Annotated in this window: 11 protein-coding genes; 9 read left to right on the top strand and 2 right to left on the bottom strand. The window is 65.5% G+C overall.

Annotation, left to right across the window (positions count from 1 at the left end; all coding sequences use genetic code 11):
• Nucleotides 1-281 precede the first annotated feature (281 nt).
• The 6 genes from TO66_RS21405 (at nucleotide 282) to TO66_RS21380 (ending at nucleotide 7,816) form a co-directional block, all read left to right on the top strand.
• Nucleotides 282-764: a sigma-70 family RNA polymerase sigma factor gene (locus TO66_RS21405; RefSeq protein WP_016702389.1), complete on the top strand. Its 483-nt coding sequence runs from the start codon at nucleotides 282-284 to the stop codon at nucleotides 762-764.
• Between the two features lie 131 nt (nucleotides 765-895).
• On the top strand, nucleotides 896-2,230 hold the full coding sequence (locus tag TO66_RS21400) for a lysine N(6)-hydroxylase/L-ornithine N(5)-oxygenase family protein (RefSeq protein ID WP_044464148.1): 1,335 nt from the start codon (nucleotides 896-898) through the stop codon (nucleotides 2,228-2,230).
• 576 nt (nucleotides 2,231-2,806) lie between these two features.
• Nucleotides 2,807-5,572, top strand: a complete 2,766-nt coding sequence (mgtA, locus tag TO66_RS21395; protein WP_044464147.1) for a magnesium-translocating P-type ATPase — start codon at nucleotides 2,807-2,809, stop codon at nucleotides 5,570-5,572.
• Between the two features lie 265 nt (nucleotides 5,573-5,837).
• The gene (locus TO66_RS21390; RefSeq protein WP_044464146.1) at nucleotides 5,838-6,554 is read left to right on the top strand and encodes an MgtC/SapB family protein; all 717 of its coding nucleotides are present in this window, start codon (nucleotides 5,838-5,840) and stop codon (nucleotides 6,552-6,554) included.
• A 182-nt stretch (nucleotides 6,555-6,736) separates the two neighbouring features.
• Complete coding sequence (locus TO66_RS21385; protein WP_044464145.1) at nucleotides 6,737-7,147, top strand: hypothetical protein; 411 nt, start codon at nucleotides 6,737-6,739, stop codon at nucleotides 7,145-7,147.
• A gap of 189 nt (nucleotides 7,148-7,336) precedes the next feature.
• Nucleotides 7,337-7,816: a hypothetical protein gene (locus tag TO66_RS21380; RefSeq protein ID WP_044464144.1), complete on the top strand. Its 480-nt coding sequence runs from the start codon at nucleotides 7,337-7,339 to the stop codon at nucleotides 7,814-7,816.
• A gap of 165 nt (nucleotides 7,817-7,981) precedes the next feature.
• On the opposite strand, the gene TO66_RS21375 is transcribed toward TO66_RS21380, so the two are convergent.
• Complete coding sequence (locus TO66_RS21375; protein WP_044464143.1) at nucleotides 7,982-8,521, bottom strand: PaaI family thioesterase; 540 nt, start codon at nucleotides 8,519-8,521, stop codon at nucleotides 7,982-7,984.
• Between the two features lie 104 nt (nucleotides 8,522-8,625).
• Complete coding sequence (locus TO66_RS21370) at nucleotides 8,626-9,534, bottom strand: LysR family transcriptional regulator (protein WP_044464142.1); 909 nt, start codon at nucleotides 9,532-9,534, stop codon at nucleotides 8,626-8,628.
• 106 nt (nucleotides 9,535-9,640) lie between these two features.
• On the opposite strand from TO66_RS21370, the gene TO66_RS21365 reads away from it, so the two are divergent.
• From TO66_RS21365 to ycaC, 3 genes are all read left to right on the top strand, one after another.
• Complete coding sequence (locus tag TO66_RS21365; RefSeq protein ID WP_044464141.1) at nucleotides 9,641-10,507, top strand: pirin family protein; 867 nt, start codon at nucleotides 9,641-9,643, stop codon at nucleotides 10,505-10,507.
• 115 nt (nucleotides 10,508-10,622) lie between these two features.
• Entirely contained in the window at nucleotides 10,623-11,306 is a 684-nt protein-coding gene (locus TO66_RS21360) for an isochorismatase family protein (RefSeq protein ID WP_044464140.1), read from the top strand.
• A gap of 56 nt (nucleotides 11,307-11,362) precedes the next feature.
• A complete protein-coding gene (gene ycaC, locus TO66_RS21355) occupies nucleotides 11,363-11,989 on the top strand; it encodes an isochorismate family cysteine hydrolase YcaC (RefSeq protein WP_044464139.1) in 627 nt (208 codons plus the stop codon).
• Nucleotides 11,990-12,021 lie beyond the last annotated feature (32 nt).

Below are 12,021 nucleotides of genomic sequence, written 5' to 3'. Positions count from 1 at the left end.
TGGGCGGGTGGGAGGCTGTCGCCAGGGCGGCAGCTACGGGGAGCTGTCAGGTAAACGAGGGAGGCCGGGGGGAATTTAAGCCGGGACACATGGCGTTACAGGTGCCGGATCGAAGGTATAGACGACAAAAAGAAGGCGGGCGAATCGACGCGGTACTTTAAATCTATATGAGAATTACTATAAATTACGCCACTTCTAAACTGCCATCATCGAGTCGCCTGCCCAAGGGCGGGGCGCCGGTAGCGCTCAAGGACAAAAGCCGCAGGTCGCGGTCGGGAGTCATGTTGGAAAACTACTATCGCGAGCTGGTGTGTTTCCTCAACGCCAAGCTGGGCAACCTGCAGGTGGCCGAAGATGTGGTGCATGACGCTTACGTGCGGGTGCTGGAGCGTTCCAGCGACACGCCGATCGAGCAGCCGCGGGCCTTCCTCTATCGCACCGCGCTGAACCTGGTGATCGACGGCCACCGGCGCAACGCCCTGCGCCAGGTAGAGCCCCTGGACGTGCTGGACAACGAAGAGCGCTTTTTCAGCCCGTCGCCGCAAACCAGCATCGACCACGGCCAGCGCCTGGACATGTTGCAGCGCGCCCTGGCCGAACTGCCCGCGCTGTGCCGCGAAAGCTTCCTGCTGCGCAAGCTCGAGGGCCTGTCCCACCCGGAGATCGCCGAGCGCCTGGGGATCTCCCGCAGCCTGGTGGAAAAGCACATCGTCAACGCGATGAAGCACTGCCGGGTGCGGGTCCGGCAGTGGGACGCCCATTGATCCTTCTTGGTTAAATTTTTTTTCACTGTCCTCGTTCCTACTCAACAGACGACCTGCTGCCTTGCCATGGGCCGATCAGGTCACCGTCGAGTTCTCCCCGCGTTGAGGGATTTATCCAGAGGACACTGGAAATGACACAGGCAATTGCATCGACCCTCGTTCACGACCTGATCGGTATCGGTTTCGGCCCCTCGAACCTGGCGCTGGCTATCGCGCTGGAAGAGCGCGGGCAGACCCACGGGCCGCTGGACGCGCTGTTTCTCGACAAGCAGGCCGACTACCGCTGGCACGGCAACACGCTGGTGGCCCAGAGCGATCTGCAGATTTCCTTCCTCAAGGACCTGGTGACCCTGCGCAACCCGACCAGCCCGTACTCCTTCGTCAACTACCTCAAGGCACACGGGCGCCTGGTGGACTTCATCAACCTGGGCACCTTCTATCCGTGCCGCATGGAGTTCAACGACTACCTGCGCTGGGTCGCCGGGCACTTCCAGGAGCAGAGCCGCTACGGCGAAGAAGTGCTGGGCATCGAGCCGGTGCTGCACAACCAGCAGGTCGAGGCGCTGCGGGTGATTTCCCGTGACAGCCAGGGCCAGGAGTTCGTGCGCACCAGCCGTTCGGTGGTGGTCAGTGCCGGCGGCACGCCGCTGATCCCGGACACCTTCAAGGCGCTCAAGGACGATGGCCGGGTATTCCACCACGCCCATTACCTGGAGCGCATGGCCAGCCAGCCATGCATCAGTGGCCAGCCGATGAAGGTGGCGATCATCGGCGGCGGGCAGAGCGCGGCCGAGGCGTTCATCGACCTCAACGACAGCTTCCCGTCGGTGCAGGTGGACATGCTGGTCCGCGGGTCGGCGCTGAAGCCGGCGGACGACAGCCCGTTCGTCAACGAAGTGTTCTCGCCGGCCTTCACCGACCTGGTGTTCCAGCAGCCGCACGGCGAGCGCGAGCGCCTGGTCCACGAATACCAGAACACCAATTATTCGGTGGTGGACGTCGAGCTGATCGAACGCATCTACGGCATTCTCTACCGGCAGAAAGTCTCGGGCGTCGCGCGCCATGCCTTCCGTACCCTGACCACCGTGGAAAAGGCCAGCGCCACCGCGCAGGGCATCGAGCTGGTGCTGCGCAATACCTCCACCGGCGAACCGAGCACCCGCCACTACGATGCGGTGATCCTCGCCACCGGCTACGAGCGCCAGACCCACCGCGCGCTGCTGGCGCCGCTGGAGGCCTACCTGGGCGACTTCGAAGTGGACCGCAACTACCGGGTCATCACCGACGAGCGCTGCAAGGCCGGCATCTACACCCAGGGCTTCAGCCAGGCCAGCCACGGCCTGAGCGACACGCTGCTGTCGGTGCTGCCGATCCGCGCCGAGGAAATCGCCGCCTCGCTGTACGAGCATGACAAGGGCCGCCACAGCCGGTCGGTGCGCGACCTGTTGCTGGCCACCGCCAGCTGATTGGCGTCGGGCCCGGGGTTCCTGTGTGGGACGTTCGGGCCCCATCGCGGGCAAGCCTCGCTCCTACGTAGGAGCGAGCGGGCGGCGATCCGACTTGCCCGCGATGGACGGCGCAGCCGTCCCGTTTCTGCTCTCCTGATGCCCCCGCAAATCCCCCATCCCGCCTTCGCTGCCACTCGTTTCTGAACCTTCGCTGAAGAACTTTTCGATTCCCCGGCCGACGTCCCGGCGTCGATTTACTCTGCCAAAACCGCGGCGTAAGCTGCGCGCGTTTTCCATCAAGCGGAGACCCACAGTGGGTACGTGTTCGAGTGACAGTAGTCGGCCGGTTGTCCTGACCGGCCCCTTCCCGGCCAGATAACGCCCCCGCTTTTTGCGCCGTTGTCTTGCCGTAACAGCGAGCGGCGGCTTCCCGATCGCGGCCTTTGCGGCCCGCATCCCGATGCCTTCCCGTCGACACTGCACCAGTGGGCGATGCCCGGCCGAGCGCCGCATCGCCGCTACGGTCGCGCCTGCGCGGCCGGCGAACCCGAGCCTGTTGCGCGTCCCGCGGCGCCGACCGTTTAGGGGACATCGATGAACCTCACCCTGCTCAAAGAGTTTTTTGCCGGCTTCCTGCGGACCCGGCACTTCGCCCGGCACTTTCGTCGCCTGGCCCTGCTGGAAAGCTTCAGCGACGCCAGTGTCAGCCGCGATGTGCCGCCGAGCCTGGCGCAGACCCTGGTGGCCGCGGCCAACAGCGACACCGCGGGCCTGCTGGAACGCCTCGGCAGCCACAGCGACGGCCTGAGCGAGGCCGAGGCCCACGTGCTGCGCGAGCGGCACGGCCTCAACGAGGTCGAGCACGAGCAACCGCTGCCATGGTGGGCGCACCTGTGGCACTGCTACCGGAACCCCTTCAACCTGCTGCTGAGCCTGCTGGCGCTGATCTCCTGGCTGACCGAAGACCTGAAGGCGGCCACGGTGATCCTGTCCATGGTGGTGCTCTCGACCCTGCTGCGCTTCTGGCAGGAGGCCAAGTCGAACAAGGCCGCCGACGCCCTCAAGGCGATGGTCAGCAACACCGCCACCGTGCTGCGGCGCGACGTCGCCGGCAGCGCGCCGTCGATGTTTGCCCGGCTGCACGGCGAGACGGTGGCGAGCCAGGGCTTGCCCCGCGTGGAACTGCCGATCCGGCAACTGGTGCCGGGCGACCTGATCCAGCTCTCGGCCGGCGACATGATCCCCGCCGACTGCCGGGTGCTCAGCGCCAAGGACCTGTTCGTCAGCCAGGCGGCGATGACCGGCGAATCGATGCCGGTGGAGAAATTCCCGCGCCAACAGGACGCCGCGACCCTCAACCCGCTGGAGCTGGACAACATCCTGTTCATGGGCACCAACGTGGTGTCCGGCGCGGCCACGGCGCTGGTCCTGACCACCGGCAACGCCACCTATTTCGGCGCCCTGGCGCAGCGGGTCGGCGCCACCGACCGCGCGCCGACCTCGTTCCAGAACGGGGTGAACAAGGTCAGCTGGCTGCTGATCCGCTTCATGTTTGTGATGGCGCCGCTGGTGCTGTTCATCAACGGCTTCACCAAGGGCGACTGGATGGAGGCGCTGCTGTTCGCGTTGTCCATCGCTGTGGGCCTGACCCCGGAAATGCTGCCGATGATCGTCACCTCGACCCTGGCCAAGGGCGCGGTGTTCCTGTCGCGCAAGAAGGTCATCGTCAAGCGCCTGGACGCGATCCAGAACTTCGGCGCCATGGACGTGCTGTGCACCGACAAGACCGGCACCCTGACCCAGGACAAGATCTTCCTCGCCCGGCATGTGGATGTCTGGGGGGAGGAGTCCGACGACGTGCTGGAGATGGCCTACCTGAACAGCTACTACCAGACCGGGCTGAAAAACCTGCTCGACGTGGCGGTGCTCGAACACGTCGAAGTGCACCGCGAACTGCGGGTCGGCACCGCGTTCCAGAAGGTCGACGAGATCCCCTTCGACTTCACCCGGCGGCGCATGTCGGTGGTGGTGGCCGAACAACAGCGGCCGCATTTGCTGATCTGCAAGGGCGCGGTGGAGGAGGTGCTGGCGGTGTGCACCCGGGTGCGCCATGGCGACGCCGAGGAAGCGCTGAGCGAGGCGTTGCTGGCGCGCATCCGCGAGGTCACTGCGGCGTTCAACGGCGAAGGCCTGCGGGTGGTGGCCGTGGCCGCCCGGGCGATGGCGCAGGGCGGCGACAGCTACAGCCTGGCGGACGAGCGCGAGCTGACCCTGATCGGCTACGTGGCCTTCCTCGACCCGCCCAAGGAAAGCACCGCGCCGGCCCTCAAGGCCCTGGCCGCCCACGGCGTGGCGGTGAAGGTGCTGACCGGCGACAACGAGCTGGTGACCGCGAAGATCTGCCGCGAAGTCGGTCTCGACCAGCAGGGCCTGCTGCTGGGCAACGACATCGAGCGCATGAGCGACGAACAGCTGGCGCAGGCGGTGGAGAGCACCAACGTTTTCGCCCGGCTGACCCCCAGCCACAAGGAACGCATCGTCCGCTTGCTCAAGGGCAACGGCCATGTGGTGGGCTTCATGGGCGACGGCATCAACGACGCCCCGGCGTTGCGCACTGCGGATATCGGCATCTCGGTGGACAGCGCGGTGGACATCGCCAAGGAGGCGGCGGACATCATCCTCCTGGAAAAGAGCCTGATGGTGCTGGAGGAGGGCGTGCTGGAAGGGCGGCGGACCTTCGCCAACATGCTCAAGTACATCAAAATGACCGCCAGCTCCAACTTCGGCAACGTGTTCTCGGTGCTGGTGGCCAGCGCTTTCATTCCATTCCTGCCGATGCTGCCGATGCACCTGCTGGTGCAGAACCTGCTGTACGACATTTCGCAGATCGCCATCCCGTTCGACAACGTCGACGAAGAAATGCTGGCCCGGCCGCAGCGCTGGCAGCCGGCGGACGTCGGGCGCTTCATGCTGTTCTTCGGGCCGATCAGCTCGATCTTCGACATCGGCACCTTCGCCCTGATGTGGTACGTGTTCGACGCCAATACCCCGGACCACCAGACCCTGTTCCAGTCCGGCTGGTTCGTGGTCGGGCTGCTGACCCAGACCCTGATCGTGCACATGATCCGCACGCCGAAGATCCCGTTCCTGCAAAGCCGCGCGGCCACGCCGCTGCTGGTGATGACCGGGCTGATCATGGCCATCGGCATCTTCCTGCCCATGGGCCCGCTGGCGCACTACTTCAAGCTGCAGGCGTTGCCGTCGCTGTACTTCGTGTTCCTGCCGGCGATCCTGCTGGCCTACATGGCGCTGACCCAGGCGGTGAAGGGCTTCTATATCCGGCGGTTCGGCTGGCAATGAAGCGGCCCTGATTCCTTGAGCCAGCCGACAATCGCCATCTCCTCGTCATGCACGCCGGCGCAAGATGGTCGTTGCACCGGCTGGCCCCATCGCGCGCAAGCTGCGCTCCTACAGGAGGCCAGCCACCGGGCTGTAACAGGCGTGGGGCAAGATCGCGGTCGCCCCACTATCCTGGCCCCTCTATCCTGTAGGAGCGCAGCTTGCGCGCGATGGACCGCCCAGCGGTCCGCTGCTCGACCCCCCCTCAATTCCAAGGACAGACCCGATGCAAGCCCTGCACAACATCAACCTGGCCTCCCTGGTCGACACCCTGGTCAGCCTCAGCGCGGCCTTTATCCTCGGCGGCCTGATCGGCTTCGAGCGGCAGTACCGGCAACGCACCGCGGGCTTGCGCACCAACGTGCTGGTGGCGGTGGGCGCGGCGATCTTCGTCGACATGGCCAACCGTCTCGGCGGCGCCGAAGGTGCGGTGCGGGTGGTGGCCTATGTGGTGTCCGGCATCGGCTTTCTCGGCGCCGGGGTGATCATGCGCGAGGAGGGCAACGTCCGTGGCCTGAACACCGCCGCCACCCTCTGGGCCTCGGCGGCGGTGGGCGCCTGCGCCGGCGCCGACCTGATCCTCGAAGCCTTCCTCGGCACGCTGTTCGTGCTGGCGGCCAACACCCTGCTGCGGCCGATCGTCAACAACATCAACCGCCAGCCGCTGGATGTGATTTCCGCCGAGGTCACCAACATCGTCTACGTCATCGCCCATCGCTCCAAGCAGAAAGCCGTGTTCGCCCTGCTCGAGGCGGAACTGGAGCGCAGCAACTACCCGGCCAGCGATATCGATGTGCACGCCTTCGGCAACGACGACGTGGAGATCGAGGCCACCCTGGCCACCACCTCGGTGGACGGCGACGAGCTCGATGCGCTGGTGGCGCGCCTGTCCACCTCGGCCCTGGTGGAGCAGGCGTTCTGGAGCCCCAGCACCACGGAGTGAGCCTGCGGCGCCGCGCCCCGCGCGGTGCGCCTGGCCGTGGTGTCCGATCTGTCAGGTAAGCCGTTTCCAAGAAAGAAATTCCTGTTTACGGCCGTTCTTTGGGAATTTTCCTAAAGAGTCGGGCCAGGCCCATCGGATAGTCTTTTTATCCCTCTGGTGTCCTGCCGATAGTTGCCGCGCCCATGCTCGACAAGCGTTTGAGAATCCTGATCGCCGACGCGTCCGCCAAGCAGTGCGCGGGTATCACGCGGCTGCTCAATGGCCTGGGGTATTTCCGTGTCGCCGCGGTGCCGTCGTTCCGCGAACTGGCGACCCTGACCCACTATTCCTGCGAGCCGTTCGACAACTTCGACCTGTTGCTGCTCAGCGGCGAACTGGCGTTCGCCGCCGGGGTGGATGCCGGGGCGTTCTGCCTGGGCAACCCGCAGATCCGCCATGCGCTGATCTATGGCGGCCGCACCGAGCAGGCGCTGCCGGTGCTGCTCGGCGCCCCGGCGTTGCAGCAGGTGCTCTGGGTGCGCCGGGCCACCGCGGAAATCCTCCAGCGCTTCATTGCGCATATCACTCCTCGCCCTGCGAAGGAGGATGGGTGATCGGACGAATAATCCCGAGGCGGCACAGATAACGCCTTGGCTTCAGGTCGGCAAAACGTAAATGGCCTGTCCAGCACCGCTGGACCGGCACTTTCAGGAAAACCTTAGAGAAAACGCCGGGTCGCTCCCCTAGCCTTCATGACCGGGGCTTGGAGCCTGTCACATCAGATTTTTTCATGGTCGAGAAAAATGCCGAATAAAGCGTTACGAATCCTGATCGCCGATGAGCAGCATTTTCATCGAATGAAGATCGAGCGGGTGTTGAACCAGCTCGGCTACTACCGGATCGCCCCGATGTACCGGCTCATCGAGCTGCTGAACGTCGTGGAATACGGCAGCGAGCCGATGGACCTGGTGATCATCAACGCGACCCTGGGGCGCCACGCCCGGCTCGACATGCTGGCGTTCTGCATGGACAACCCGCAGATCCGCCATGGCCTGGTCTATGACTGCGAACGGTCGATGGCGCCGTCGGTTGCCGTCGGCCGGCAACGCAAGATCTACACCAGCAGCCAGGCGTTGCCGGACCACGACACCCTCGGCCGCCTGATGCGCGCGGTCGACACCGGCCGCCGGCACCCGGCCCCGGTGCCGGGAGCGTCCTTCGACTCTTGCAACGAGGCCCAGCTCACTCCCGACGGTGTGCCGCGCAGCGCCATGTTGCGCTGAAACCTCGAGCCCGCGCCGGCGCAAGGCCGGCGGGGCAGGTCGGTCGAGCGGCCCTCGGCTCCCGCGCTTTATCCTTCCTCCTGCAACCCTGCGCCTGCCTGCTCCCCCGAGGGGCGACACGCGGCTGTCCGTCGTAACGAGCCGGGCCGGCGGCGAACATGGATTTCAGCCGCGCGGCGCGAGGATCATGCAGGTGGTGGAACCGGTGGCGTACAGGCGGCCGTCGACGTCGTAGATCCGCCCTTCGGCCAGGGCGGTGGAGCGGCCGAGGTGGACGATCTTGCCTTCGGCGCGGATCGGCCCGCTGGCGCCGGTCAGGGCGCGGACATAGCTGATGCGCAGGTCCAGGGTGGTGTAGCCCTGACCCTTTTGCAGCCGGGTATGGATCGCGCAGCCCATGCAGGAATCCAGCAGGGTCGCGGCATAACCGCCATGCACGCTGCCCAGCGGGTTGTAGTGGCGCGAGTCCGGCGTGCCCTGGAACACGAAGTGCCCCTCGGACCATTCGATGGGGATGAAGTCCAGCAGGCTGCCGATGGGCGGCGAGGGCAGTTCGCCGTTGCCGATGCCGGCGAAGAACTCGGCGGGCGTGAGGGCGCTGACCTCGGCCAGGGACAGGCTGCCCGGACCGGCGAGGCGCGCGCGCATGGCCTGTTCCTGGGCAATCCACTGGGCCAGCGTGGCGTCGCGTGATGGGCTTTGCATGAGTGTTTCCTCAAGGACGGGACAAGGGTTCGAGAGAAAATATTATGCTCGAAATATTTCGCGAGCCAGTGCCAAAACCGCCACAGGCTGGAGAATCCTCGCCTTCAGGTCATGTCGCTGCGGTCGAACTCTTCGCCGAGAAAGTCGAGCAGGGTGCGCACCGACGGCAGCAGGCCCCGGCGCGACGGAAAGATCGCATGGACGATCCCGCACTTGGGCGTCCAGTCCGGCACCAATTGCACCAGGCGTCCGGCGGCGATGTCGTCGCGCACCACCACGCTGGGCAGGTGGACGATGCCGATACCGGCCACGGCCGCGTGGCGCAGGGCGATCAGGTCGTCGGTGACCATGCGCGGCTGGTGGCGGATCTGCGCCAGCGCTTCGTTGGGGCCGAACAGTTCCCAGTGGTATTCGCGCTGCGCCGCGCCCCAGTGCAGGCTCGGCAGGCCGCTGAGGTCGGCGGGCGAGGCGGGGTTCGACAGGCGCGCGAGAAAGTCCGGGTGGCCGACCAGGCACTGGGTACTGTTGCCCAGCACCTTCATCACCAGGTCGCTGCTCTCCAGTGGCGGGAAGCGCACCCGCAGGGCGATGTCGAACCCTTCGTGGAGCAGGTCGACGCGGCGGTTGGTGCTCTCGATGAACAGTTCCACCAGCGGGTACTTGAGCATATAGCGGGTCAGCATCGGCCCGACCCAGGAGTTGAGCAGCGCGACCGGGCAACTGATGCGCACCACGCCCTGGGGTTCGGAGCGGTTGCGCTCGATGACTTCGGCGGCGCTCTCCGCCTCCACGCGCATGGCCAGGCAACGCTGGTAGTACTCCTGGCCGATCTCGGTGAGCGAACAATGGCGGCTGGTGCGATGGATCAGGCGCACGCCGAGGCGTTCCTCGAGCTGGGAAATGCGCCGGCTGAGCTTCGACTTGGGGATGTCCAGGGCGCGCCCGGCGGCAGCGAAACCGCGATGTTCGACGACCTGGGTGAAGTAGTAGAGGGTATTGAGGTCTTCCACCATCGTTCTCCAAATGGAACGCTAAGGGCAATTTTTGCAGTCTAGTGCAGCAAAGGTATGGGTTTTAAGGTGTCTCCACGAAATAACTCACCCATTTCGGAGGCACAGCATGAAAAACATCATTGGTATCTACACCAGCCCACGGTCCCATTGGGTGGGCGACGGTTTCCCGGTGCGCACGCTGTTTTCCTACGACAGCCTGGGCAAGCACATCAGCCCGTTCCTGCTGCTCGATCACGCAGGGCCCGCTGAATTCACCCCGACCCGCGAGCGCCGCGGCGTGGGCCAGCACCCGCACCGCGGTTTCGAAACCGTGACCATCGTCTACAAGGGCGAGCTGGAACACCGCGACTCCACCGGCAGCGGCGGCAAGATCGGCCCCGGCGACGTGCAATGGATGACCGCGGCGTCGGGGATCCTCCACGAGGAGTTCCACTCCGAAGCGTTCGCCCGGTCTGGCGGCACCCTGGAAATGGTCCAGCTGTGGGTCAACCTGCCGGCGCGGGACAAGATGGCCGCGCCGGGCTACCAGACCATCGTCGACGGCGACATCCCGTCCATCGCGCTGCCCGGCAAGGCCGGTTCCCTGCGCCTGATCGCCGGCGAATTCGACGGCGTGCGGGGCCCGGCCCGGACCTTCACCCCGATCGATGTCTGGGACCTGCGGCTCAATGCCGGCAAGCCCCTGACCCTCGACTTGCACCCGGGGCGCAACACCGCGCTGGTGGTGCTGCGCGGCACGGTCCAGGTCAACGGCCAGGAGCTGGTGCGCGAAGGGCAGCTGGCGCTGTTCGAGCGCGACGGTGACCAGCTCGGCCTGGAAGCCAACAACGAAGCGGTGGTGCTGCTGCTCAGCGGCGAACCGATCGACGAGCCCATCGTCGGCCACGGGCCGTTCGTGATGAACAGTGAGGCAGAGATTCACCAGGCGTTCGCCGACTTCCAGTCCGGTCGCTTCGGGCAGATGCCCGGCTGACCCTCCAACACCGGCGTGTACAGGACGTGTGGGCCGGATTCAGCGCCAGGGAGGGCGGTTGCCTGAAAAAAACGTGCCTGGAACAGGCATGCCTTAACCCCAAGAGGAACTGCAGATGAATAACGTCAATGTGGCCAACTTCAATGGCGCCAAGCCGACCATCGATCCCAGCGACGCGGCGATGCTGCTGATCGACCACCAGAGCGGGCTGTTCCAGATCGTCAAGGACATGGACGTACCGCAGCTGCGGGCCAACGCCGTCGCCCTGGCGAAAGCCGCGACCCTGCTGAAGATGCCGGTGATCACCACCGCTTCGGTGCCCCAGGGCCCCAACGGCCCGTTGATCCCGGAGATCCACCAGGAGGCGCCGCATGCCCAGTACGTGGCGCGCAAAGGTGAAATAAACGCCTGGGACAATCCCGAGTTCCGCGCGGCGGTCAAGGCCACCGGCAAGAACACCCTGGTGATCGCCGGGACCCTGACCAGCGTGTGCCTGGCGTTTCCCTCGATCGCCGCGGCCTACGAAGGCTACAAGGTGTTCGCGGTGGTCGATGCCTCGGGCAACCACTCCAGCCTGGCCACTGATCTGACCATCGCCCGCCTGGCCCAGGCCGGGGTGGTGCCGATCGACATCATGGCTACGCTTTCCGAATTGCAGGGTTCGTGGAACCGCCCGGACGCCGAGCAATGGGCCGCGGTCTACGCCCAGGCCATGCCGCATTACCAGTTGCTGATCGAGAGCTACATCAAGGCTCAGCAAGTGGCCAACGAGCATGAAGTGCTGGACTCCCAGCGCTGAATGAGCACCCCAACGCCGACGTGGGTTCGGCATCGACAAGAAGCGAGGATTTCCCCATGACTTCCACTTACAAGCGCCTGGACAAGGACAACGCCGCCGTTCTGCTGGTCGATCATCAGGCCGGCTTGCTGTCCCTGGTCCGTGACATCGATCCGGACAAGTTCAAGAACAACGTGCTGGCCCTGGCCGACCTGGCCAAGTACTTCAAGCTGCCGACCATCCTCACCACCAGTTTCGAAACCGGCCCCAACGGCCCGCTGGTGCCCGAGCTCAAGGCGCTGTTCCCGGACGCGCCCTACATCGCCCGCCCGGGCCAGATCAATGCCTGGGATAACGAAGACTTCGTCAAGGCGATCAAGGCCACCGGCAAGAAGCAACTGATCATCGCCGGCGTGGTGACCGAGGTCTGCGTGGCGTTCCCGGCGCTGTCGGCGCTGGAAGAAGGGTTCGAGGTGTTCGTGGTGACCGACGCTTCCGGCACCTTCAACGAACTGACCCGCGATTCGGCCTGGAACCGCATGTCCACCGCCGGCGCCCAGCTGATGACCTGGTTCGGCCTGGCCTGCGAACTGCACCGCGACTGGCGCAACGACATCGAGGGCCTGGGGACGCTGTTCTCCAACCACATCCCGGACTACCGCAACCTGATCACCAGCTACACCACCCTGACCCAGGGCAAGTGACCTGCCGCCCGCCGCAGGCCGGGCCTGCGGCC

The organism is Pseudomonas sp. MRSN 12121 (assembly GCF_000931465.1).
Taxonomy (GTDB): Bacteria; Pseudomonadota; Gammaproteobacteria; order Pseudomonadales; family Pseudomonadaceae; genus Aquipseudomonas.
This window is presented reverse-complemented; position numbering and strand designations above follow the sequence as displayed.